This window comes from Streptomyces sp. Z26 (genome assembly GCF_003665095.1).
GTDB classification, from domain to species: Bacteria; Actinomycetota; Actinomycetes; order Streptomycetales; family Streptomycetaceae; genus Streptomyces; species Streptomyces phytohabitans.
In genome coordinates this window covers 968,410-991,491 of sequence record NZ_RCHV01000002.1, presented here as the reverse complement: position 1 = coordinate 991,491, position 23,082 = coordinate 968,410, and the positions used below count along the sequence as shown (strand labels likewise).

At 74.6% G+C, this 23,082-nt stretch carries 18 protein-coding genes; 13 read left to right on the top strand and 5 right to left on the bottom strand.

Features of this window, described 5'->3' with window-relative positions; all coding sequences use genetic code 11:
* The first annotated feature begins 5 nt into the window (after positions 1 to 5).
* The gene (locus tag D7M15_RS04325) at positions 6 to 1,001 is read left to right on the top strand and encodes an aminotransferase class I/II-fold pyridoxal phosphate-dependent enzyme (protein ID WP_165906194.1); all 996 of its coding nucleotides are present in this window, start codon (positions 6 to 8) and stop codon (positions 999 to 1,001) included.
* A 30-nt stretch (positions 1,002 to 1,031) separates the two neighbouring features.
* On the opposite strand, the gene D7M15_RS04320 is transcribed toward D7M15_RS04325, so the two are convergent.
* Positions 1,032 to 1,403 carry an inorganic pyrophosphatase gene (locus D7M15_RS04320; protein ID WP_206337316.1) on the bottom strand — a complete coding sequence of 124 codons (372 nt, stop codon included), beginning with the start codon at positions 1,401 to 1,403 and terminating at the stop codon, positions 1,032 to 1,034.
* Complete coding sequence (locus D7M15_RS28355; protein WP_165906193.1) at positions 1,396 to 1,647, bottom strand: phosphopantetheine-binding protein; 252 nt, start codon at positions 1,645 to 1,647, stop codon at positions 1,396 to 1,398. The genes D7M15_RS04320 and D7M15_RS28355 overlap by 8 nt, the downstream gene beginning before the upstream one ends.
* 920 nt (positions 1,648 to 2,567) lie before the next feature.
* Between D7M15_RS28355 and D7M15_RS04310 the strand changes: the two genes are divergently transcribed.
* The 6 genes from D7M15_RS04310 to D7M15_RS04280 all read left to right on the top strand — a co-directional run bounded on the left by D7M15_RS04310 (position 2,568) and on the right by D7M15_RS04280 (position 12,454).
* Positions 2,568 to 4,100, top strand: a complete 1,533-nt coding sequence (locus tag D7M15_RS04310; protein WP_240649124.1) for an AMP-binding protein — start codon at positions 2,568 to 2,570, stop codon at positions 4,098 to 4,100.
* Positions 4,097 to 5,359, top strand: a complete 1,263-nt coding sequence (locus D7M15_RS04305; protein ID WP_121516268.1) for a type III PLP-dependent enzyme — start codon at positions 4,097 to 4,099, stop codon at positions 5,357 to 5,359. The genes D7M15_RS04310 and D7M15_RS04305 overlap by 4 nt, the downstream gene beginning before the upstream one ends.
* Positions 5,352 to 6,554: an acyl-CoA dehydrogenase family protein gene (locus D7M15_RS04300; protein WP_121516267.1), complete on the top strand. Its 1,203-nt coding sequence runs from the start codon at positions 5,352 to 5,354 to the stop codon at positions 6,552 to 6,554. The genes D7M15_RS04305 and D7M15_RS04300 overlap by 8 nt, the downstream gene beginning before the upstream one ends.
* A 97-nt stretch (positions 6,555 to 6,651) precedes the next feature.
* The gene (locus D7M15_RS04295) at positions 6,652 to 8,679 is read left to right on the top strand and encodes a condensation domain-containing protein (protein ID WP_121516266.1); all 2,028 of its coding nucleotides are present in this window, start codon (positions 6,652 to 6,654) and stop codon (positions 8,677 to 8,679) included.
* Entirely contained in the window at positions 8,676 to 10,628 is a 1,953-nt protein-coding gene (locus D7M15_RS04285; RefSeq protein ID WP_165906192.1) for an ABC transporter ATP-binding protein, read from the top strand. The genes D7M15_RS04295 and D7M15_RS04285 overlap by 4 nt, the downstream gene beginning before the upstream one ends.
* Positions 10,625 to 12,454 carry an ABC transporter ATP-binding protein gene (locus D7M15_RS04280; RefSeq protein WP_121516263.1) on the top strand — a complete coding sequence of 610 codons (1,830 nt, stop codon included), beginning with the start codon at positions 10,625 to 10,627 and terminating at the stop codon, positions 12,452 to 12,454. Before D7M15_RS04285 ends, D7M15_RS04280 begins: the two co-directional genes overlap by 4 nt.
* 73 nt (positions 12,455 to 12,527) lie before the next feature.
* On the opposite strand, the gene D7M15_RS04275 is transcribed toward D7M15_RS04280, so the two are convergent.
* Together D7M15_RS04275 and D7M15_RS28160 are read right to left on the bottom strand one after the other, a co-directional pair.
* The gene (locus D7M15_RS04275; protein WP_121516262.1) at positions 12,528 to 14,399 is read right to left on the bottom strand and encodes an AfsR/SARP family transcriptional regulator; all 1,872 of its coding nucleotides are present in this window, start codon (positions 14,397 to 14,399) and stop codon (positions 12,528 to 12,530) included.
* Between the two features lie 344 nt (positions 14,400 to 14,743).
* The gene (locus D7M15_RS28160) at positions 14,744 to 14,944 is read right to left on the bottom strand and encodes a hypothetical protein (protein WP_127201710.1); all 201 of its coding nucleotides are present in this window, start codon (positions 14,942 to 14,944) and stop codon (positions 14,744 to 14,746) included.
* Positions 14,945 to 15,141: 197 nt separating this feature from the next.
* Here D7M15_RS28160 and D7M15_RS04270 point away from each other — a divergent pair, with 197 nt between their 5' ends.
* From D7M15_RS04270 to D7M15_RS04250, 5 genes are all read left to right on the top strand, one after another.
* Positions 15,142 to 16,128 (top strand): helix-turn-helix transcriptional regulator, encoded by a 987-nt coding sequence (locus D7M15_RS04270; RefSeq protein WP_240649123.1) that lies wholly within the window; start codon positions 15,142 to 15,144, stop codon positions 16,126 to 16,128.
* 70 nt (positions 16,129 to 16,198) lie between these two features.
* Positions 16,199 to 16,519 carry a multidrug efflux SMR transporter gene (locus D7M15_RS04265; RefSeq protein WP_121516260.1) on the top strand — a complete coding sequence of 107 codons (321 nt, stop codon included), beginning with the start codon at positions 16,199 to 16,201 and terminating at the stop codon, positions 16,517 to 16,519.
* On the top strand, positions 16,519 to 17,064 hold the full coding sequence (locus D7M15_RS04260; protein WP_121516259.1) for a TetR family transcriptional regulator: 546 nt from the start codon (positions 16,519 to 16,521) through the stop codon (positions 17,062 to 17,064). Before D7M15_RS04265 ends, D7M15_RS04260 begins: the two co-directional genes overlap by 1 nt.
* A gap of 84 nt (positions 17,065 to 17,148) precedes the next feature.
* Positions 17,149 to 18,138, top strand: a complete 990-nt coding sequence (gene dapD, locus D7M15_RS04255) for a 2,3,4,5-tetrahydropyridine-2,6-dicarboxylate N-succinyltransferase (RefSeq protein WP_121516258.1) — start codon at positions 17,149 to 17,151, stop codon at positions 18,136 to 18,138.
* A gap of 291 nt (positions 18,139 to 18,429) precedes the next feature.
* Entirely contained in the window at positions 18,430 to 19,299 is an 870-nt protein-coding gene (locus tag D7M15_RS04250; protein ID WP_121516257.1) for an EI24 domain-containing protein, read from the top strand.
* A 4-nt stretch (positions 19,300 to 19,303) separates the two neighbouring features.
* On the opposite strand, the gene D7M15_RS04245 is transcribed toward D7M15_RS04250, so the two are convergent.
* Entirely contained in the window at positions 19,304 to 21,148 is a 1,845-nt protein-coding gene (locus tag D7M15_RS04245; RefSeq protein WP_121516256.1) for an endonuclease/exonuclease/phosphatase family protein, read from the bottom strand.
* A gap of 337 nt (positions 21,149 to 21,485) precedes the next feature.
* Between D7M15_RS04245 and D7M15_RS04240 the strand changes: the two genes are divergently transcribed.
* Positions 21,486 to 22,988: a hypothetical protein gene (locus D7M15_RS04240; RefSeq protein WP_121516255.1), complete on the top strand. Its 1,503-nt coding sequence runs from the start codon at positions 21,486 to 21,488 to the stop codon at positions 22,986 to 22,988.
* Positions 22,989 to 23,082: the final 94 nt, after the last annotated feature.

Sequence of the window (23,082 nt, the reverse complement as noted above, 5' to 3'; positions counted from 1 at the left end):
ACGACGTGACCGGGGCCCCGTACCCGTGGCCGGACGATCTGGCGGAGCTGTGGCGGCACTGCCTCGGGCGGGCGGCCCGCGAGCCGGGCTGGGACACCCGGCCGCCCTGGCGGGGCGACCCCGGACTGCGGGCCGCGCTGGGCACCGTGCTCGGATTCCCCGCCGGGGAGGGCGGGCCGCTTGTCAGTTCCGGAATCCGTCCCCTGGTGGGGTCGTTCGCCCTCCTGGGGCGCCGGGTCGTCGTGGAGAAGCCGAGCTATGCGGGCGTCGTCACGTCCTTCGAGCGGTGCGGCGCCCAAGTGCTCCGGGCGGAGCTCGACGAGGCGTTGCGGATCGCCCGCCCCGCCCGCGAGCACCTGCTGTGGATCACCTCGCCGTGGCGCAACCCCGACGGCTGGAGCCTGGACCGTCCGGCCGTCGAGCGGCTGACCCGTTTCGTCGACGACGGCGGCGTCTTGGTGCAGAACGAGACGTACCGGTTCTTCGGCACCGGCCGGAGCGCGGCCGCCCTCCGGGTGCCGGGGGCGTTCGTCGTCGGGTCGATGGCCAAGGCCGCCGGGCCGTGGGCCCGGTTGGGGTGGCTGCACGGTGACACGGTGCCGCCGCCGGTCGAGGCGCATCTGCGCGCCGCCGCCCCGCCGGCGGTCTGGCAACGGGCCTGGGCCCGCTTCGCCGCCGACGGGGGCCTCTCACGGCTGCTCGACCGCTGCCGAACAGTGGCGGCGCTCACCGCCCACGCCGCTGCCGTCTCCGGCGCCCCGCGGCACGGCGGCGCCAGCGTGCTGCTGCGACTCGACGTGGAGGAGCCGGTGGACCACCTACGCCACGGGCACGCGTTGCGTGTCGGCGACGGACGGGACTTCGGTGCCCCGGCCGGAACGGTGCGCCTGTGCTTCCTGGGCTGTCCGGCCGACTGCGACCACCGCGGGCTCGACCTCCTTCCGTACGCGGAGGCCCACCGGGCCGGGCCGCTGCCGCGGCAGGAGGGGGCCGGGCCCTGAGGCGGAGCCCGGGGCCGCGGTCACCCGGCCCTACCGGCGGGGCACCAGCAGGCCGCCGATCTCGAGCACGCCGTTGAGCAACCGGTGCACCTGCTCGACCTCCTGGGCTGAGCAGTTCAGCAGGATCTTCACCTCCACATCGCGCTTGACGGGGTCGGCGGTCAGGAACACGCCGACCACGCCCGCTTCCGACGCGTCGCCCGCGAAGACGTCGACCCCGTCGCCGTCGCCGCCGGTGGTCCCGTCGAGATACCCGTAGTCGACCGGGTAGACGGCCTCGGGGACCCGCGGATGGCGCGAGTCCCTCGGCCGGTCGATGACGAGCTCCGCCGAGGCGACCAGCCCGTCGAGGCGGGCGAAGAAGTCCGCCCCGCCGATCTCCCCACGCTCCTGCTCAGCCACGGACGGCCACCTTCCCGGCCACCAGGTCGGTGATGTTCCGCAGCGTCTCGAAGTTCTCGACGTTGAGTTCGTCATCCTCGAAGGCGATGTCGAACTCCTCCTCGACGCGGAGCGTCAGCTCCACGCCGAGCAGCGAGTTGAGGCCGTGGTGGGAGAGGATGTCCCCCTCCTCGATGGTGCGGGGGTGGTCGAGAAGTTCACCGATCCGTGCGCGCACGATATCGGCGATCTCACGCCTGTCCATGGGGGTGCCTTTCGCATTCCGGTGACGCATCGGACCGTCGCAGAATACATTCTGTCGTTCCGGTGCCGAGTCGTACGGGGAGACCACGGAAAAGGGGCGCGCCATTCCCGTGGCGCCCGACCGGACGAGTGGCGCACCGGAATCCTCGGAGGGGCGGGTCGGGCGGACACCGTACGCGCTGCGACCGTCGGGGCGGAAATCGGTGCGGGGGGGGAGTCGCTCCACCGCTGGCGGGGCTGCTCCCCTCTCCGCCGCTGCCGTGCGGCCGGAGGCTCCTCCCTCGCGGCGGCGGCGGGCGCGCGCTTCGCGCCACGCCGGGCGCGGCCCGGCCGGCGTATGAGGGGCGACCACCGGTCGGGCAACGGGGCGCGTACGGGCCGGAGTCGGTGCACCGGCACACCTCCTCCTCGCCGCGGTGCGCGCGGCCCGGCGGCCGGCGGGTTCGGGGGCGTACCGCCGCGGGTGGTGGGGACCCCGAGCGCTCCGCGCACTCCGGGCCGGAGCGCTGATCGATCGAAGATCGGACGTATATCTGCCCGCCCTAGATTGTGGGCGACGGAGCGAGGTGCTCCCGCCGGGAATTCGTGCACGCACACATCCGAATTCCGATGTGTGACAGTCAGGGGTCCAGCTGTAATATCGGAGTGCGCGGTGGAGAGAACCAGGGTGTTGAAGAAACTTGACGCCGTGCCGAATTACGGGGTCAGGTTCATTCCCGTAGGTGCGAAAGAGGTGCGGAACTCCGCCCGGGACCACGCCGCACCCGCACGGGCCGACGGCCCCGCGGACCCGCCCGCCGCCCGAGCCACCGGCCGGACCCGCGCACCGGCCGATGGCCGCGCGGTACGGCCGGACGGGCACGGCGGGACGGCGCTCGGCGGTCCCCACCATCCGCCGCCCCGGCCGGGCGGTGAGGGCGGGTGACCGCGGACCGCGGGCCCGGCACCCCCGCTGTGGCCCCGACCGGGGCCGCCGATCTGGTGGCCGTCCTCGACCGGGCCGCCCGGTTGTACGGCGGACGCCCCGCCGTACGGGACGCCGCCGGCTCCTGGACCTGGAGCCGTCTCTCCGCGGCCAGCCGGAGGGTCGCGCGGAACCTCGCCGAGCACGGCGTCGAGCCCGGCGGCAGGGTGCTCTCGGTACTGCGGCCCGGACGGGAGTTCGCCGCACTGCTCTTCGGCGTGCTGCGAGCCGGCTGCTCCCTCATCCCGGCGCGTCCGGAGAGCAGCCGGTTCGAGCTGTCCCACCTGCTGGACGACGCGCAGCCGGTGTTGGTCGTGGCCGACGACGACGCGCCAGCCCCGCCCGTCGGCGGCGCCACCGTCGTCCGTGCCCCCGCGCTGCTGCGCGACGGACCCCGCCCCGCCGCCGTACCGGACACCCGGTCCGCGGCGGCACCGTCCGGCGAGGCGCTGCTGCTCTACACCTCGGGGTCCACCGGACGCCCCAAGGGCATCGTCTGCCCGCACCGGGCCGTGGTCTTCGCCGCCCGCGCCATCGCCGAACGCCTCGCCTACCGGCCGGAGGACGTCGTCTGGAACCGGCTGCCGCTCTCCTTCGACTACGGGCTCTACCAGTTGTTCCTCTGCGCGCTGGCCGGCGCCGAACTGGTCGTGCCGCCGGGGGAGTTGTCGGCCGGCGAGACGGCCCGGCTGCGGGAGGCCGGCGTCACCGTGCTCCCCCTGGTGCCCGCTCTCGGCGCCGTGCTCGCGCGGCTCGCGGAGCGCGACCCGCGTCCCACCCGGGTCCGGCTGCTGACCAACACCGGCGCCGCCCTCGTCGGCGCGGACGCCGCGCGGGTCCGCGCCGCGTTCCCCGGCAGCGCCCTGGTGTGCATGTACGGGATGACCGAGTGCAAGCGCGTCACCGCGGCCGACCCCGACGAGGACCTGGCGTACCCGGGTACGGTCGGCCGGGCTCTGCCGGGCACCCGGCTGTTCGTCGTGGACGAACGCGGTCGTCCACGACCGCCGGGCACCGCCGGTCAGATCGTGTCGGCCGGTCCGCACGTGATGGCCGGCTACCACAACGCCCCCGAGGAGACCGCGCGCCGCTTCGCCCCGGCCCCGGACGGCGACGGCACGGCCGTCTGGACGGGCGACACCGGTCGTCTCGACGCGGACGGGCGGCTCTACTTCCTCGGCAGGAACGACGACCTCTTCAAGCACCGCGGCTGGCGGATGAGCACCCTGGAGCTGGAGACGGCCCTGCTGGACGTTCCGGGGGTGCGGTCGGCCGCTGCGGCGCCGCCCGCTGCCGACGGCGTGCTGACCGTCTGGGTGGCCACCGATCTCACCGCCCCCGAGGTGCTGCGCGCGCTGGTGGAGCGCATCGGTGCCGCGCGGGCGCCGGACCGCTGCGTCGTGCTGGCGGAGCTGCCCCGTACGGCTCACGGCAAGGTGGACCGCGCGGCACTGCGTACGGCGCCGCGCACGGCGGGGCGGCCACGATGAGCCGGCCCGGTCTCGCCGGGGCACCCGAACTGCTCAGCCGGATCGCCCGGGAGTACGGCACCCCCGCGTACGTCTACGACCTCGCAGCGGTCGGTTCCGCGGCCGTGGCTCTCACCGCGGACCTCCCCACCCCCAGCGGACTCGTGTACTCGCTGAAGGCGAACCCGCACCCGGACGTCGTCGGCCGACTCCTCGCCGACGTCGACGGCGCGGAGGTCAGTTCGTCCGGCGAGCTCGCCGCCGCCCTCGCCGCCGGTTGCCCGCCGGAGGAGGTCGTGTACACCGGGCCGGGCAAGAACCTCCGGCAACTCGTCGAGGCCCTGACCGCCGGGGTGCGCCGCTTCTCGGTGGAGTCGCTGGTCGACCGGGACCGGCTGGCCGACGCCTGCGAACGTACGGGTACCGACGCCGAGTACCTCGTGCGGCTCAACCTCCCCCGCGGCAGCGCCCGCGGCGCCCTGCGCATGACCGGGCGGCCCACCGCGTTCGGCACCGAGCTGGCCGACACGGAGGCGGTCGCCGCACTCCTGCGGGCCCGCGGCCGAGCCCGCCCCGTGGGCACGCACACCTTCAGCGCCACCAACGTCGAGGACCCCGCCGCACTGCTCCAGGAGTTCCACAACGCCGTCGCCGCCGTCCGTCTCGTCTGCGACATGGCGGACTTCACGCCGCGCCTGCTCGCCCTCGGCGGTGGCTTTCCCGCGCCCATGGCCCGGCCGGGCGCGCTGGTCCGCCATCCGGACCTCGCCGCGGGCCTCGCGAGCGGGCTGGACGCGACGTTCCCGGGCTGGCGCCGGGGCAGGCCGCGCATCCTCTTCGAGTCGGGCCGCTACCTGACGGCCGCCGCCGGCACGCTGCTCACCAGGGTCCTCGATGTCAAGTCGTCGGGCGGCCGGACCTTCGTGGTCCTGGACGCCGGGGTGCACGTGCTCGGCGGGATGACCGGTCTCGGCCGTCTGATGTCGCCCGGCGCCCGGCCCCTCACCGTCGGCGGGAGCGGCGACGGCGAGGAGACGGAGGTGACGCTGGCCGGCCCGCTCTGCACCCCGCTCGACGTGCTCAGCGCCTCGACGCGTCTGGTCGGTCCGCGACCGGGCCAGTTGCTGGCCGTGCCCAACACCGGCGCCTACGGCCCGACCGCCAGCCTGCTCGGGTTCCTCAGCCATCCCGGGCCGGTCGAGGTCGTCGTCGACGGCCCCCGTGTCCGCGGTGCCCGCCGTCTGGTCGTGAACTCGGAGGAAGTGGCTCCACGTGTCTGACTCCCGCCCCCGCCCCGCCCCCGCCCGAGCCGCCCGTGACGGCGGCGCGCAGGACGGTCCGGACGCGCTCGTCGCCCTGCTGGCCGCCAACGCCGCGGACGTCGACCGCGCCGCGCGCTTCCCCGTGGAGAACCTCGCCGCCCTGCGCGGCGCGGGCTGCCTCGGCCTCCCGGTGCCCCGCCGCCACGGAGGGCCGGGACGTGGACTGGCCGACCTGGTCGGGACGGCCCAGCGCCTCGCCGGGGGCTGCCTGTCCACGGCGATGATCTGGGCGATGCACTGCCAACAGGTCGACGTCCTGGTCCGGCACGCCGGCCCACGGCTGGCCGCGGACCTGCTGCCCCGGGTGGCCGCCGGGGAGGTGTACCTGGCGTCCGTCACCACGGGCAAGGCCACCGGGGGCCACCTGTTCTCCGCGGCCGACGCCCTGGAGCGCGGGTCCGGGGAGGAGCTGCTGCTGCGGCGCGAGGCCCCGGTGGTCACCGGAGGGGAGTACGCCGACGGGTTCCTGGTCACCATGCGCGAGGCGGCCGACGCGGAGGAGCACGCGGTCAGCCTGGTCTACGCGGACCGCGCCGCGCTCACGGTCGAGACGACCGGGGGCTGGAACACCCTCGGCATGCGCGGTACGGCCAGCGGGGCGCTCACCCTCTCCGGTACGGTGCCCACGGACCAGGTCGTCGGTCCGTCCGGCGGCTTCCGTGAGGTCGCCCTGGACAGCATGGCCCCGGTGGGACACCTGCTCTGGAGCGCCTGCTGGCTCGGCGCCGCCCGCTCCTCGTTCTCCGCCCTGGTGCGCTGGCTCAGCAGGGAGCAGCGCGACCGCCTCTCCTCCCCGCTGGTGCGCGAGCGCCTCGGCCGGACCAGGCTCGACCTGGAACTGGTCAGCGGCTACCTCGGCGGGGTGCTCCGGGAGGTGGAGCGGGTGCGCGCCGACGGGTCCCGGCCGGACGCCGCCGACGTGCAGATCCACCTCAACTCCCTGAAGGTGGCGGCCTCCGAGCTGACCTACCAGGCGGTCGACCGCATGGTGCAGCTCGCCGGTCTGACGGTCGGGTACGGCGCGGACTCGCCCGTACCGCTGGAGCGGACGCTGCGGGATCTGCGCTCGGCCGCGCTGAACCACTCCAACGACCGGCTGTGGACCGCCAACGGCGCGCTGTGTCTCGTCGACCGCGGCGTGACGCTGCTGTGAACCCGCCCGGGGCGGACGCGTACGGCCGCGGAAGCGGGAGCGCGCCCGGCGAACGGCGCGGTTCCCCGCGGCCACCCCTCCTGCTGGAAGGAGCACCATGACGCAGCGGCACGCCCCGGTGTGCGGGGACCCGCACACGCCGTCCTCCGCCGAGGAGTCCCGGGCGCCTCTCCTGTGGTCCCAGGAGCCGTACTGGTACCAGTACCACCTCCCGTTCCCCGTCGTCGACAGCGCGAAGATCCCCCTCACCGTCCGCCTCCCGGGGAGAGGCGTCCCCGAAGGTTCGATTCCCGGAGCGGTGCGGCGACTGATGCTCCGGCACGAGGCGTTGCGCACCGTCTGTCCGACGGACCGCTCCGGCGTCCCGTACCAGTCGATCCTTGCGGAGTTCGACACCCCTGCCCCGTTCCGCCGGGACGGCGACGAACCGGAGGACGTCGAGGCGGTGTTCCGCGCCCTCTTCGACCCTCCCATGGACCAGGCGGCGGACCTTCCGCTGCGCCTGGGGTACACGGTGGTGGGGCAGCGCGCGAGAACGCTCGTCCTGCTGCTGAACCACATGGCGGCGGACGGGATGAGCCTCCCCGTCCTGCGGGCGGACCTGGAGGGGTACCTCGGGCTGCCCCCGTCGGGCGGGGCCACCGCGAGCACCGCCGGGCGGGGTACGGAGAGCCCGCAGCCGGCCGAGGTCGCGCGGGAGCAGGACTCGGGGGCGTGGGACGCCCGGAGCGGCAGGGCCCTGCGCTACTGCGAGGACGTCCTGTCCGCCGCGCCCGCGGCGCAGTTCCCGGGATTCCGCTCCACGGCCGGCAAGGGTCTGCACGCCGAGGCCGGGAGCCACTACCTGCGGTTCTCCCTCCACTCCTCCCGGCTCCTGTCGGCGCTGAGGAAGATGCACGGGGACGCGGGGCCGAGCGTGTCCGTACGTGTCTCCGCGCTGTTCGCGGTGGCCGTCGCCGTGCTGTCCGGAAACCCCAGAACCGTCTTCAAGACCAACTTCTCCAACCGCTTCCGGGGCCTCGAGCGTTCGGTCGGCTGCTTCTTCCAGGAGGCGCTGGTCTGCGTGAACCCCGCGCCGGACACCGCCATCGGTGAACTGGTGGCCGAGACCGAGAACCGCACACTCGCGGGGGCCAGGCACGCGCGGTACCCGTACCTGCGGTTCCGGGACCTGAAAGCCCGCGTCGAGGCGCGGCGGGGCCACGCGATCCGGCTCGGCACGCTCGTGAACTTCAGCAGCCGGTTCGAGAAGGTCCTGGAGGGCCCCGGCACGCCCGCCCGCCCCACCCGGGTGGAAGAGCGCGAGTGCCTGTGGCGCGACGAGTACACGGACCTCAGTTTGAGGAGCTACCCGAGCGACGGGGAGGCGGTTCTGGACCTCATCGCCCACCGTACGGTGATCGAGCAGCGCCGGATCGGGAGCCTGCTGGCCGGAATGGAGGAGTTCCTCGTCGCTTGGGCGGACCAGCCGGACCTCGCGCGGGTGACGGTCTCGGAGGCGGCCGAGCGGTTCGGGCTCCCGACCGCCCGGTACGGGGAGGGCTGGGCCCGCGTCGGTCCCAGCTGGGTGAACACGGCCGAACTGACGCGGCTGATCCGCACGGTCGAGGGCGTCGAGGCCGCCTCGGTCGGCGTCGTGGACCGCGCGGCGGGCGAACGGGTCCTCGTCGCCCGGCTCGTCGGCAGGCCGAGCCTGCAGACGGAGGTGCGGAACCGCGTCCTGTCCGCGCTCCGGGAGGACGTGGACCTCGTCTGCCCGCACGAGTTCGTCTGGCAGGACGAGCTGCCGGACCCCGGGCCCCCGCCGCCCGCCGCCGAGCCCCGCGCGGTCGCTGTCGACCGCCGCGGTTCCGACCGGGGGGCGGCCGACCGGGCGCTGACGAAGGCCCTGTCCGTCGCTCTGGGCGACACCCCCGTCGACCTGGACCTTCCGTACGCGCGGCAGGGCGGCACCGCTGTCCTCGCCCCGGCAGTGGTGCGCCGACTCGCGCTGCTGGGGTACGCCGGGCCCACTCCGGACGACCTGCTGGGGCCCTGGCCGCTACGCGTCGCGGCAGCACTCTGCGTCCCGCACCGGGAGTGCGCGGACCGGGAGTGCTCGGACCGGGAGTGCGCGGACCGATGAGTGCCGACACGTCCCCGCCGTTCCCGCCGGGCGGCCCCGCGACGACCACGGACCGGCGGGCGCGCTGGTGGACGGCTTCGTGGTCCTTGCTCGGCGACCGTGTCGGCCTTCTGCGGCTGGCCGCCGCCGAGCGGCACGTCAGCGCCCTCCTCGTTCTCGTCCACCTGTGGACGGCAGCGGTGCCCGCCCTCACCGCGACGGGCACCGGTTGGCTGGTGACCGGGCTCACCGGCGCCGCCACCGGACGGGTGACCGCGTCGGAGGTGACGTGGCCGCTGGCCTCCCTCTCCGCGCTGCTGGTGGCCGACGAGATCCTCACCTCCGTGGGCAGGGCCTTGGAGCAGTACACCGCCGGGCGCGTCGACGCCCGTATGCGCCGCCGCGTACGCCGCCTGGCCGTGGCGCCGCCGACCATGGCGCATCTGGAGGACCCGGCCTTCGCCGACGACGCCGCCCGCGCCTCGGACGTCGGTGAGGGCCGGGTCCGGTCACCGGGCACCGCGGCGGTGGGCCAACTCCGCCTCTGCTTCCGCTTCCTGGGGGCGCTGGGCTCCGCCGCCGTGGTCGCCCTGGCCTTCTCCCCGGCTCTGGCCGTCGTCCTGCTGCTGGTCTGCCTCGTCAACCGGGCGCTGATCCGACGCTGGTGGGTGCACCTGGCGGACGTGCGCGACGAGCGCGAGGGCATGCGGCGCCGGGCGGAGTACTGGAGCGACGTGGCCTCGACCGGGCCCGCGGCCAAGGAGGTCCGTCTCTTCGGCCTGCACGACTGGGTGGTCCGGCGGCGTACCCGCGAACTGCTGGACTGGGCGGAGACGATCTGGTCGACCCGCCGGGAGATCCTGCGCCAGCAGGGGTGGATCGCCCTGCTGGCGGCGGTCGCTGCCGGGTCGGCGCTGCTGCTGCCGGGGTGGGCCGCCGCACGCGGCGACCTTCCCGCCGGCGACCTGATGGCCGTGATCGTTGCCGCGTGGAACGTCTTCCAGATCGCCTCCATGGGGCGCGAGGCCTTCGACATCGAGTACGGCCTCGGGGCGGTGCGTGCGATGGAACGGCTGGACGCCGCCCACGGAGGGACCGGAGGCCCGCCCGGTGCCGGTGCCGTTCACCGCCGGGCCGGTGCACCGGCCGCCGCCGTGGAGAGGCGCGGTCCGGCGGAGCTGAGCGCCGAGGGGCTCGTCTTCACGTACCCCGCAGGGCGGCACCGGGTCGTCGACGGCCTCGACCTGACGGTCCGCCGCGGCGAGGTCCTGGCACTGGTCGGGCACAACGGCGCCGGCAAGACCACCCTGATCAAACTGTTCGCCGGGCTCTACCTGCCGACCGCCGGTCGGCTGCGGGTGGACGGCGAGCTGCTGAACGAGGCGGGAGCGGCTGCCTGGCGCGCGCGCGTCGCGGTCGTCTTCCAGGAGTTCAACCGCTATCCGCTCTCGCTCGCCGACAACATCGCGCTCTCGGCGCCCGAGCACCGCCACGACGAGGAAGGGATCCGTGCCGCCGCGCGTCGCGCTGGCATCGACACCCTCGCCGAGCGGGGACCCGACGGTTACGACACCGTGCTCAGCGCCGACCGCGCCGGCGGCACGGACCTCTCCGGCGGCCAGTGGCAGCGCGTCGCGATCGCGCGCGCCGTCTTCGCCGTCGAGCACGGCCGCGACCTGCTCGTCCTGGACGAGCCGACGGCCCACCTGGACGTCCACGCGGAGGCCGACTTCTACCGTCGGGTCGTCGCCGAGATCAGCGGGGCGACGGTGGTGCTCATCTCCCACCGCCTGTCGACGGTGCGCCAGGCGGACCGCATCGCCCTGCTGGAGGCCGGGCGGGTCACCGAACAGGGCACCCACCGCCAACTGCTGGACGCCGACGGCGAGTACGCCCGCCTCTTCAGGCTCCAGGCCGCCCGTTTCACCGACACCCGGCACCGTACCGGCGAGAGGGGAGCCCCACGATGAGCGCCAGGAGCCCGGAAGGCGCGGCGGTACCCGGGGCCGGCACCCTGCGCACCGCACGCCACACCTTCGCGCTGTCCTGGCGCATCGACCCGCTCGTGGTGAGCGTGGTCCTCGGCCTCTCCCTCGCCCAGACGGGCGCCGTCGCGGCGACGGGCCTGAGCCAGCGCTGGGTGGTCGACGCGGTGCAGGGCTCCGGGGGAGGGCTGCCGGGCGCGCTGGCCCCGGCGGTGCTGCTGGGGGTCGCCGCCCACGTCACCGCCGCGGCGGGCAACCGCGTCCGCTACAACTACCAGCACGACCTCACCGATCGCGTGGACCTGGAGGTGAACCGGGAGATCCTCACCGCCTCCGCCTCCCTCCCCACCCTCGAACACCTCGAACGTCCCGACTACCTCAACCGACTGGAACTGCTGCGCCGCCACACCGCTGCGCTCGCCGGTTCCTGCTGGTCCCTGTCGGACACCGCGATCGGGGTGCTCAGCGCCGGACTGTCGGTGTGGCTCCTGGCCGGTGTCCATCCGGCCCTCGCCGTACTGGCGCTGCTGGCGCTCCCGCCGTTGTGGGCGGCCAAACGGGCCCGGCACGGTCTGGCCGCGGCTCGTGCCGCTACGGCCGAGGAGCAGCGCCTGGAGGACCGGGTGCACCGCATGTTCCTGACACCTGAAACGGGCAAGGAGATCTATCTCACCGGAGCCGGGGCCGTACTGGACGAGACCGCCCACTCCGCCCGCACCCGTGTGGCCACCGTCGTCCTCAGGGCCCGGCTCCGCGCGATCGGCTGGCAGCTCACCGGCTGGGTCTGCTACGCGGCCGGGTTCATCGGCGCCCTGGTGCTCACCGTCTCGTTGGTCTCCCGGGACGCGGCCTCCCTCGGCGACCTCATGCTGGTCATCACGCTCGGCACCCAGCTGCGCTCCCAGATCCGCGGCACCGTCGACGGCTTCTCCCGTGTCGCCGAGGCGGGCGACACCACCGACCACTACCTGTGGCTGCTGGCCTACGCCCGCCGGCAGCGGCCCACCGGCACCCGCCCCGTCCCGCGGGCGCCGGAGCACGGCATCCAGGTGCGCGACCTCGCCTTCACCTACCCCGGGGCGCGCGAGCCGGCCCTGTCGGGGGTGAACCTCACGCTCCGGCCCGGAGCCGCGGTCGCCCTGGTCGGTGTGAACGGCGCCGGCAAGTCCACCCTGGTCAAGCTGTTGAGCGGGATGTACGCGCCCACCGCGGGAAGGATCACGGTCGGCGGCGTACCCCTGGACGAGGTGGACGGCGCCGCCTGGCGCGGCCACCTCACCGGCGCTTTCCAGGACTTCTTCCGCTTCCAGCTGCCGGTCCGCCACACCGTCGGGATCGGCGAGCCGGAGGCGATGGACGACCGGGAGGAGGTCGCCCGCGCGGTGCGCGAGGCGGGGGCCGCCCCGATCGTCGACCGGTTGCCCGACGGTCTGGACACCCAACTGGGCACGATCTACGGGGGAGTGGAACTCTCCCAGGGACAGTGGCAGCGCCTCGCGCTGGCCCGCGCCCTGATGCGCCGCCATCCGCTGCTGCTCGTCCTCGACGAACCGACGGCCGCTCTCGACCCGCTGGCCGAGCACGAGCTGTACGAGGTGTTCACGCGCCAGGCGCGGGCGGACCCCGGCCGCATCACCCTCCTGGTCTCGCACCGCTTCTCGACCGTGCGCGGAGCCGACCACATCGTGGTCCTGGACGGCGGGCGCGTCGCCGAACAGGGCACCCACACCGAGCTGATGGCGGCGGGCGGACGCTACGCGGAGTCCTACACGACCCAGGCCGCGGCCTACCAGGAGGAGGACCTCCGGTGAACCGGGGAGTCCGGTGCCCTCGGCGGTGGTGGTGCCGCGCGGCGGGCCCCGCTGTCCGCCGCGCCTGCCGCCGTCACTTCGGCCGGGCCACGGCGAGCCCGGCCCGACGCGGGGCGGCGGACGGGGTGGGCGCCGTACGGAGCTTCGCCACGGCCTCCGCCCGCGCGTGATGGCGGGCGAAGCAGCGCACCAGGGGATGGATGGTGTAGCTGCCCACCGTGGAGGGCTCCAGCAGCGCCGCGTCCGCGAGCCCTTCGAGGAGGGACTCCGCCGCGCACCGGTCCGTGCGGAGCAACGTCGCGGCGGCGGAGACCGTGATGCGCTCGCCCGTGCCCGCCGCGAGCAGCCGCAGGGCGCGCGCCTGATCCGGCGGCAGGCGGCGGTACCCGGGCTCCAGGGCGCCGCCCACGGCGAGTTCGCCCGCACGCAGTTCCGCGACGGTGCGCCGCTCGTCTCCGAGACGTTCGGCCATCGCGGCGAGGGACCAGTCCGGCCGGGCCGCCAGGCGGCTCGCCAGGACGCGGAGCGCGAGCGGCAGTCCGCCGCAGGTACGGGTGAGGAGCGACGCCTCGTCGGGCTCGCGGTCGAGCCGACGCCTTCCGAGGGTCCGGCCGAGCAGTTCCAGCGACTCCCGGTGGTCGAAGCCCCGCAGTCCCAGCTGGCGGCTGACCGGCAGCCCGGCCAGCCGCGTGCGGTGGGTGACCACCACGGCGCAACTGGGCGACCCCGGCAGCAGGTTCCGCACCTGGTCCGCGTCGCGCGCGTCATCGAGCAGCAGGAGCATCCGCCTGCCGTCGAGCAGGGAACGGAACATCCGGCAGCGGGCCGCCGTTCCGGCTGGTACCGACTCCACGCCGAGCGCGGACAGGAACCCCGCCAGCACCTCACCGCTGCGCGCGGGGCGGTCGCCAGTGCCCCGTAGGCCGCAGAACAGCTGGCCGTCGGGATAGGCGTCCCGCACCCGGTGCGCCACGTGCACGGCCAGGGCGCTCTTGCCGACGCCGCACATGCCGGTGAGCGAGACGACGGGCGGCGCACTGCCGCGGTTCCCGGTCAGCAGCGCGCACAACTCGTCGACCTCGGCCCTTCGCCCGGTGAAGTCGGGCAGGTCGGGCGGCAGTTGGGCGGGCACCAGGCGTGCGGGGCCGGGCGGCGGGGGTGCCGGCGTCGCGACGGCCGCCGCCAGGCGGGGGTCCCCCCGCAGGATGCGCTGGTGGAGTTCCGTCAGCTGCGGACCGGGCTCCAGGCCGTACTCCTCCACCAGCAGGGTGCGGGCGGCGCTGAACACGGCGAGGGCGTCGGTCTGGCGGCCGGCCAGGTACAGGGCCCGCATCAGCAGGCCGTGCAGCCGCTCGCGCAGGGGGTACGCGTCGGCCAGTTCGCGGAGGCGTAGGACGGTCGTCTGGTGGCGGCCGCGGGTGAGATCGAGTTCCAGCTGTTCCTCGACCATCGTCAGGCGCAGTTCGGAGAGCCTGTCGCGCTGCCGTTCGGCGAAGGGGCCCGGCACTCCGGCGAGCGGGTCGCCGCGCCACAGTTCGATGGCCCCGTCGAGGAGGTCGCCGGCCGCTTCGGACTGCCCGGCGAGCCGCAGCCGCGCCGCCTTCTTCCACGCCGACTCCGCGCGGTTCGCGTCCACGGCGGACGCGTCGATGTCCAGGCGGTAGCCGTCACCGACGGAGACCAGTTCGCGGGCGGGTGCCCCGTCGCCGCCCAGGAGTCCGCGCAGCCGCCAGATGTGGGTCCGGATGCTGCGTACGGCCGCGGCGGGAGGGTCCTCGCCCCAGAGCGCCCGGACGAGCTGGCTCATCGACACGGCCTGTCCCGCGAGCAGGAGGAGCACCAGCAGCGTGCCCTGCTGCTGGGGTGCCCCGAGCCGGGGCAGCTCTCTGCCGTCCCGATGGGCGCGCACCTCGCCGAGTACGTCGAATCCGAGCCCTGGGATCAATCCAACCTCCTGGGAGAGAAGCTGCGTCAGCGTCGGAACGGTGATCCGCCACTCCCGTGGGGAGCCCGTACCGTCCGTGCCGGGACGCCCGAGCCGGCACGTGGCACCTCGAGGCGGCGCCAGTCACCCGCCGCCACGGAGCCGTGCGCGGGTACGGAGCGGGCGGGGCGCCAGCCGTCCTCGCGGTGCGGGGCCTCGCGCTCGCGCGGCCCATCGGAGGTGCGGGAACGGCCTGCGCCGGGACGGCGCACCGCCCCTTCGCGACGTCGGGGGACAGCCGGGATCCGGGGACGGGGGAACCGGGACGGGAGGCCCGGAGGTCCACCGTCCCCGGGGAACATGGCTCAGCGGCCGCCCCAGGAGCTGTCCCCGTCGCAGCTGTTGCCGCGATGGGACTGCGTCTCCGACGACGGCGCCGAGCTCGCGCCCGGCTGCGTCGACCGCGGTGCGGCGACGGACGAGGTCGGCGCGTAGAGGGACAGGACGACTGCCAGGGCGGCAGGGGTGGCAGCCGTGATCCAGCGGCGGAGCGTCGAACGTGTCATGTGTCGCTTCCTGCGGGAGTGCGGTGGAAACACCCGTGAACGATGGTGTGGGCGCACCATTTAGAATGGTTGACCAGTTGTGTCTGCTCCAGGCCGCCTACCCTTCAGCAAGTTGCGTGGCAGTAAGGTGTCAGAGAAACAAAATGTGGGATTTCGGTCAGATCTCCTCGCGCGCTGGGCGGTTGAGGGAGGTCGACGTGGCGGTCTACACCTGGGTCCTGCGCCATCGCTCGTTGAGCGCGGACGCCGCGGCGGCGGAATTAGGCACCTCCCGGCAGGAAGTGGCCGAAAGCGTCCAGCGCCTGCTCGACGCGCACCTCGTCTACCGGTCGCCGGTCGATCCCGCCGTCGGCTTCGCCCGGGCCCCGGAGGCCGCCCTCGCCCGGCTGTCCGCCCCGAGTGAGGCCCGCATTCGCCAGAGCCAGTACCAAGTGGCTCTCTACGAGGAGGAGTTGTCCAGCTTTCGGCCGTCCTACGAGGAGCACCGCCCTCCGGACGCCCGCGCGTTCGAGGTGATCGACACCCTGGAGGATGTGCGTGCCACGCTGAACCGGGCCTCCGAGGACTGCCGGACCGAGATGATCAGCTCCCAGCCCGGCGGCGGTCATCGCGTGCCGGAGGCGATGCAGGAGGCGATCACCCGTGACCGCCGGCTCCTCGAACGCGGCGTCAGTATCCGCACCCTCTACCACCACACGGCCCGTTTCCACGCTCCGAGCCAGGCGTACGTCGCCGCCGCCTCCGCCCTCGGAGGCCAATACCGCACCGCGCACGCGCTGTTCGGTCGGCTGATCGTCTTCGACCGCGCGAGCGCCTTCATCCCGTTGCAGGACGAGTCCTGGGGTGCCGTCGTCATACGGGAGCCCGACACCGTCGGCTACCTCTGCGACGTCTTCGAGCAGACCTGGGACTCCGCCACCCCGTTCGTGGACGCCGCCAGCGAGGGCCTCGAGCAGGTCTCACGCCAGGTGAACGAGACGATCCTGCGCCTGCTCGCCACCGGCCTCAAGGACGAGACCGTCGCCCGTCGGCTGGGCATGTCGCTGCGCACGGTGCGGCGGCACATCGCCGAGATCATGGACGAGTTGAACGCCACCAGTCGCTTCCAGGCCGGTGTCACCGCTGCTCTCAACGGCGTCGTCGGGGCGTCCGCGCCGCCGGAGGTCGAGCAGCGCGCGCCCTGACCGGGGACGGTCGGGGGATCCCGGAGGCCGGTGTGGACGGTCGTACGCATCGTTGTGTACGGTCGTCCACATGGTCTACGTGATGCTCGGGAGCGCGATACTCGCCGAGATCCTCGGCACGACGGCGATGAAGTACAGCGACGGCTTCACCCGCCTCTGGCCCTCCCTCGGCACGGTCGTCGGCTACGTCGTGGCCTTCGCGCTGCTGGCCCAGACCCTCAAGACGATGTCCGTCGGCACGGCGTACGCCATCTGGTCCGGCGCCGGGACCGCCGCCGTCGCCGCCATCGGCATGGTCTTCATCGGGGAGGCCGTGACCACCGCGAAGATCCTCGGGCTGCTGCTGGTGATCGCGGGCGTCGTCGTGCTCAACCTCGGCGGGGCCCACTGATGGGCCGCCGCTACGACCCGGAGCGCCGCCAGCGGATCATCGACGCGGCGATCCGGGTCGTGGCCCGGGACGGCGTCGCGGGTCTGAGCCACCGCCGGGTCGCCGCCGAGGCCGACGTGCCGCTGGGCTCCACCTCGTACCACTTCGCGTCCCGCGACGACCTGCTCGTCGCCGCCCTCGGGCAGGTCAGCGACGAGTGGCTGGCCACCGTCGAACGCTGGGTGGAGGCCGTCGACCCGGACCTACCGCTCGGTGAGGAGGTCGTTCGCTTCGTCACCGACTCCCTGTCCGGCGACCGCACCCGGGCCCGGCTGGAGTACGAGCTGTACCTCGCCGCCCTGCACCACCCCGGCCTCCGGCCCATCGCCGCCGGGTGCCTGGACGCGCTCACGGAGCTGCTGCGCCGCCGCACCGGCGACGCGGCCCGCGCCCGCGCCCTGACCGTGCTGCTGGACGGGCTGATGCTCCAACTCCTCCTGACGGACCGGCCGGTGGTGCCCGCCGAGGTCCGCGCGCTCGTGGACGGCCTCGCCGCGCCGGTGTGACCCGCCCGCCGCCCGGACCGGCCCGGCCCGCACCGGGGCGGGCCGGTTCGCCAGCGCCCGCGCCCGCCGGTTAGCGTGCACGTCATGACCGACGCACCCCGCACCCGTACGACCGGCGCCGTCGCCGCCGGGCTCGCCACCGTCGCCGACGACGGCACCGTCCTCGACACCTGGTACCCGGCCCCCGCGCTGGCCGACGCCGCCGAACCGGCCGGGACCGAGCGGCTGACCGCCGAGCGCGCCGCCGAACTGCTGGGCGCCGACGCCCCGAAGGCGCTGGGGCCCGACCCGCGCCGCGGCGTGGAGGTCGTCGCCGTGCGCACGGTCATCGGCTCCCTGGACGACAAGCCGCTCGACGCGCACGACGTGTACCTCCGGCTGCACCTGCTCAGCCACCGGCTCGTACGCCCCCACGGGCAGAGCCTGGAGGGCATGTTCGGGCTGCTCGCCAACGTCGCCTGGACCACCCTCGGTCCCGTACCGGCCGACGGCGTCGAGCGCGCGCGGCTGGCGGCCCGCGCGAGCGGCGCGCAGCTGAGCGTGACGAGCGTCGACAAGTTCCCGCGCATGACGGACTACGTGGTGCCCGGCGGCGTACGCATCGCGGACGCGGACCGCGTACGGCTCGGCGCGCACCTGGCGGCGGGCACCACCGTGATGCACGAGGGCTTCTGCAACTTCAACGCGGGCACGCTCGGCACCTCCATGGTGGAGGGCCGGATCACCGCGGGCGTCGTCGTCGGGGACGGCTCCGACATCGGCGGCGGCTCCTCGATCATGGGCACGCTCTCCGGCGGCGGCAAGCAGGTCATCTCCATCGGGGAGCGCTGCCTGCTCGGCGCCGAGGCCGGTATCGGCATCTCGCTGGGCGACGACTGCGTCGTGGAGGCGGGCCTGTACGTCACGGCCGGTACGCGCGTGACGCTGCCCGACGGCGACGTGGTCAAGGCGCTGGAACTGTCCGGCGCCCACAACCTCCTCTTCCGCCGCAACTCCACCACCGGCACCGTCGAGGCGCTCCAGCGCACCGGCTCCTGGGGCGGCCTCAACGACGCGCTGCACGCCAACGACTGAGCCGCGCGGGCAGCCGGTCCGGAACAGGACGGCCGCTTCCTCACCGTCCGCAGTCCCCCGGCCACGCCCAGGCCCGGTTCGGCGTCGGGAATCACGCGGAAACCACCACGTACCACTGCCTGTTCATCCGCCGGTACGACACGTACAGTCACGGGGTCACCTCCAGCGGCAGGCGGGTCTGGACGCGGAAACCGCCCCCAGAACACGGTCCCGCGTCCAGGCTCCCGTAGCGGCGACGCCCGCGGCGGGCCTGCGGCGGAGGCGTACGCGCCGCGGCGGTAGTGTGCCGCCATGGGTGATCTCGCTGTGGGGCTGCGGTACTTGGGGCGTGGCCAGCGCTGGATCGGCGGGCACCTCCGCTGGTTCGGCTTCGGACTGCTGCCCGCGCTGCTGGCGTTCGCGCTGTACGCCGCCGCGCTGACCGGACTCGCCTTCTGGGCGGACGACTTCGCGGCCTGGGCCACGCCCTTCGCGGACGACTGGGGCTCGCCCTGGCGGTCGGTCCTGCGGAACGTCTTCGCCGTGCTGCTCTGGCTGAGCGCGCTGCTCCTCGCGGTTCTCACCTTCACCGCCGTCACGCTGCTGATCGGCGACCCGTTCTACGAGAAGCTGTCCGAGGAGGTCGAGGAGTCCGAGGGCGGCTGCCCGCCCGGCGTGGACCGGCCGCTGTGGCGGGAGTTGTGGCAGTCGCTGTGCGACAGCGTGTACGTGCTGTACCGCGCGTTGCTGTTCACCGTCCCGCTGTTCTTCCTCGGCTTCGTCCCCGTCGTCGGGCAGACGGTGATCCCGGTGCTCGGGATCTGCGTCTCCGGCTTCTTCCTCACCCTGGAACTCACCTCGGTCGCCATGCAGCGCCGCGACGTGCCCGTCCGCGAACGCCTGCGGCTGCTGCGAGGCCGCCGCACCCTCGCGGTCGCCTTCGGCGCCCCGCTGGCGCTGGCGTTCCTGCTGCCGTTCGTCGCGGTGCTGCTGATGCCGGGCGCGGTGGCGGGCGCGGCCCTGCTCGTACGGGACGTGCTGGAGGAGCGGCTTCCCACGGGCCCGCCGCCGGGCACCCCGTACGGCACCCCGGACGCGTACGGCCCCCCCGGCCCCGGCACGCCCGGCCCGTACGGCACCCCCGGCCCGGACGCGTACTCCTCCGGGCCGGGCGCGCCGTGACGGCTCACGGCCGGAAGCGGAGCACCTGCGGGTCGTGGTCGCTGGCCTGGTCCGCGAACTCGGCGTTCGTGTGCACCACGTCGTAGTCGAAGCGCCGTACGCCGGGGGTGACCAGCGTCTGGTCGAGCACCTGCGAGTTGCCCTGGAAGAGGTACGTGTACCGCTCCCACGGCGGGAGCGACGCGGCGGCGCCGCGCAGCGCGCCCCCTTCGGTGAGGGCGTCGGCGGCGGGTGAGAACTCGAAGTCGTTGACGTCACCGAGCACCACCACCCGCGCCTTGCGCTCCACCGCGAGCACGTCCTTCACGAACGCGTTCACCAGCCGCGCCTGCCGCACCCGCTGCTCCTCCGAGGAGCGCGCGGGCGGCTGCACCCGCCCGGCCAGCGGCTGGTCGCCGCCCTTCGACGCGAAGTGGTTGGCGACGACGACCACCGGCCGCCCGCGGAAGCGGAACTCGCCCGCCAGCGGCTTCCGGCTGTCCTCCCACGCGCCGTCCGCCGGCGCGACCCGCCCCGGCGAGTGGCTGAGCGCCGCGTGGCCGCGCCGCTCGACCGCCTCCACCGGGGTCGTCGCGTCGCCGCCGGGCCGGTCGGTGAAGGAGACCCGGGCGGGGTCGAAGAGGAACACGTTGCGGATGTTGCCGCCCGGCTCGCCGCCGTCCGCGCCGTCCTCCGGGTCGACGCCCCGCCACTCGTAGCGCGGGCCGCCCGCCGCCGCGATCGCGTCCGTCAGCCTGCGGGCCGTGGCGTCCGAGGTGACCGTCCCGTCGTCGGTCGGTCCGCTGTCGTCCTGGATCTCCTCCAGCGCGAGGACGTCGGGCGACGCGAGGTCCCGTACGACGCCCTTCGCCAGCCGGTCGAACTTCGCCTGGTCGTCGGAGGGGTCGAGGTTCTCCACGTTGTAGGCGGCGACGGCCAGTTCGCCGTCCCGCTGCTTCCGCGTACGCTCCCGCTCCAGCCCGCCGTTCCGTACGGTGCCCAGCTCGCGCGCGGCCACGAGGTAGCCGCCGAACTCGTCGTAGTCCAGCGGGCCCGCCGTGGTCCCGGCCAGCCGGTCCCCGACGTCGGCCGTGGGGAACGGCTCCTCCGCGAGCGGCGTGAGGCTCTCGACCTTCAGGCGGCCGGAGTTCTCCGCGTCGTACGAGCCGTAGCGCGTGCCGCCGCGCGCCGTCGGGTTCTGCCACGGCTTCACCGTCACCCACAGCTCGGCGTGCTGCGTGCTGGGGCCGACCACGCGGGCGTCCGACACCCGGACGTCCATGCCCTCCAGGGACTCGAAGCGGTCCAGCGCGTACCGCTCCGGGCGCAGCTCCAGCCCGTCGATCGAGCCGCCGTCCGCCGGGTCGCCCGTCGGCGCGTACGCCTCGGGGAGCGCGGCGGAGTCCAGCCGTACGGCGCGGGGGAGCGGGTCGCCCGACGACACCACCCGGACCTCCGGGTCGGAGAGCTGCGTGACGGACTGGTGCGCGGAGTCCGCGCCGCCGGGGACGTACTCCGCGACGGTGCCCGACACCAGCACCGAGTCGCCGGGGCGCACGGTCGGCGCCGAGCCGGTGTAGACGAACAGGCCCTCGCTGGTGGCCGCCGAGCGGTCCGGGCGCGGGTCCTGCATCCAGAAGCCCTTCGAGCCGTACGCGCGCACGCCCGTGACGACGCCCGGCACCTCCGCGACGGCCTGACCCTCGTACGGGGACGTGCGGGTGGTGCCCTGCACGTCGTGTATCCGGACCCGCTCCGGGGCGTCGTCCGCCCCGGCGGTCGCCGCGGTCGCGGCCGGGACGGTGAGCAGCGTCGACGTGAGCGCGGCGACGGTGAGGGCGCAGAGCGCCGCGTGGTGACGGGTGGTCAAGGGGTCCTCCGGACGGGGAGTCTGGCCGGGCGGCGGACCCGGGCGCGCGCCGACCCCGGCACGGGGCCGGGCGGGCGCCCGGGCCGGCCGCCGGGCGCGGGTCCGCTTCTACGCGCGTAAAACTCCCGGAGCCCCCGGGCGTTGTCAAGACACGGCGGGCGTACGCCGGGCCACGCGCGGACGAACGCGCGGCACGTCCCCGCACGCCGCGGGCCCGTACGCGGACACCGCCGCGCGCGGTGCCCCCACCGGCCCCGGCGGAGCGGCGTACGCCCGCCGGACGGGCCCTTAGGCTGGGACACCGCACCATCCGCGTTCCACTGAGGAGCCCCCCTCCATGCACGGTGACGAGAGTCCCACCATGCCGCCCGTACGGCTGCCCTCCGAGGCCGAACTGGCCCGGGACGCGCTGGCCGCGCCGCTGTTCGCGCGTGCCGTGCTGCTGGCCCGCTGGGCGGGCGACGGCATCCGCGTGGGGGCGGGCGGCGAACTCCTCGGCGGGCAGCTCAAGGAGGCCGCGGAGCTGCTGGGGCTGGGCGACGACGACGAGGACGGCCCGTACCACGCGGCCGAGGCGTGGCACCTGGCCCTCGACACCGGGCTGCTGGAGGTCGAGGAGGACGAGGGCGCGGAGCCCACCCTGGACAGCGACGAGCCCGTCGGAACGGCCGCCGCGGGCGAGGAGTTGAAGCGCTTCGCGGGCGGCAGCGGACCGGCCGACGTGCTGGAGGTCTGGTCCGACGGGCTGGAGAGCGTCCTGGAGGACGCCGCGACGCCCAGCCTGGAGGACCTCGTCGGGGACCTCGAGGGCGCCGTCGGTCCGGACGGCGACCTCGACCCGCGGGCCGTCGACCTCGACGCGCTGGAGTACGACGCCGAGGCCGAGGGCGACTTCCTCGACGGCGCGCTCGGCAACCTCTACCTGCTGGCCGCCACCGACCCGGCCGTGGCCGACGGTTCGATGGTCCCGCTGCCGGTGCTGGCCGCGTCGATGCTGGTACCGGACGACATGGACGAGCCGACCGACGAGGTGCTGGAGAGCGTGTCGTCCGCGATGATGCGGCTCGACGAGCAGTTCCGCGTCCTGGCGCCGACCGGCATGGTCGAGTACCAGCCGGTGGACGAGGCCCTCACCCAGGAGTCGGAGGGCGAGCTGCCCGAGGAGCCGGACGACGAGGACGTCTCCCGCTACGGCATGGTGCGGCTGACCGCCCTCGGCCTGTACGGCGTACGGCAGCGGCTGCTGGCCGCCGGTATCGAGGCGCCGCTCGTCGGCGACCTGGCCGGGGAGGACGCGGCGACGCTGCTCGACACGGTGCCGTCGTTCCCGGAGGAGAGCGCGCGGCAGGAGTTCGAGCGGTGGCTCGCGGCCCGTACGGTGCCCGGCGCCGCCCGTGAACTCCTCACCGCCGCACGCGGCCAGGACCCCGCGGCCCCCGCCCGGCGGCTCGCCTGCCAGCAGGCGCTGTCCCTCGCGGGCGCGGACGCGGAACCGGCGCTGCGGGAGGTGCTGGACGACCGCGAGCTGGGCGGCCTGGCCCGCGTCTGGCTGGTGGAGAACGGCGCGCGGGACGTGCCGCCGCCGGACGAGGAGATGGTCTTCTGGCTGACCGTCGACACCCTCGCCGCGCAGCTGGCCACGGCGGGTGAGCCGGACGAACTCCAGGAGCTGGTGAGGGGGTTGGTCGACCAGCACACCGGTTTCTTCGACCGCGCCTGGCAGGTGGACCACCCGTCGACCGCCGACGTGCTGGAGGCGATGGGCCGCATCCACCCGGACAAGCGGGCGGCCAAGGAGGCGCGCAAGGCGGCGTTCAAGGCCCGGTCGCAGGCGGGCTGACGCGCCCGTGCGGCCCCGGCCGTACACGCGGCCCGTACGTGCCCCCGTGCCCGCGACCCGTACCCGCGCCCCGTGCCGGCTCCGTACGGCGGCG

Excerpts from the sequence above, each read along its gene's own strand:
- dapD (WP_121516258.1), top strand. The coding sequence starts at position 17,149 with ATGACCGACGCACCCCGCACCCGTACGACCGGCGCCGTCGCCGCCGGG.
- D7M15_RS04280 (WP_121516263.1), top strand. The coding sequence starts at position 10,625 with ATGAGCGCCAGGAGCCCGGAAGGCGCGGCGGTACCCGGGGCCGGCACC.
- D7M15_RS28160 (WP_127201710.1), bottom strand. The coding sequence starts at position 14,944 with ATGACACGTTCGACGCTCCGCCGCTGGATCACGGCTGCCACCCCTGCC.
- D7M15_RS04305 (WP_121516268.1), top strand. The coding sequence starts at position 4,097 with ATGAGCCGGCCCGGTCTCGCCGGGGCACCCGAACTGCTCAGCCGGATC.
- D7M15_RS04285 (WP_165906192.1), top strand. The coding sequence starts at position 8,676 with ATGAGTGCCGACACGTCCCCGCCGTTCCCGCCGGGCGGCCCCGCGACG.
- D7M15_RS04260 (WP_121516259.1), top strand. The coding sequence starts at position 16,519 with ATGGGCCGCCGCTACGACCCGGAGCGCCGCCAGCGGATCATCGACGCG.
- D7M15_RS04295 (WP_121516266.1), top strand. The coding sequence starts at position 6,652 with ATGACGCAGCGGCACGCCCCGGTGTGCGGGGACCCGCACACGCCGTCC.
- D7M15_RS04250 (WP_121516257.1), top strand. The coding sequence starts at position 18,430 with ATGGGTGATCTCGCTGTGGGGCTGCGGTACTTGGGGCGTGGCCAGCGC.
- D7M15_RS04265 (WP_121516260.1), top strand. The coding sequence starts at position 16,199 with ATGGTCTACGTGATGCTCGGGAGCGCGATACTCGCCGAGATCCTCGGC.
- D7M15_RS04240 (WP_121516255.1), top strand. The coding sequence starts at position 21,486 with ATGCACGGTGACGAGAGTCCCACCATGCCGCCCGTACGGCTGCCCTCC.
- D7M15_RS28355 (WP_165906193.1), bottom strand. The coding sequence starts at position 1,647 with ATGGACAGGCGTGAGATCGCCGATATCGTGCGCGCACGGATCGGTGAA.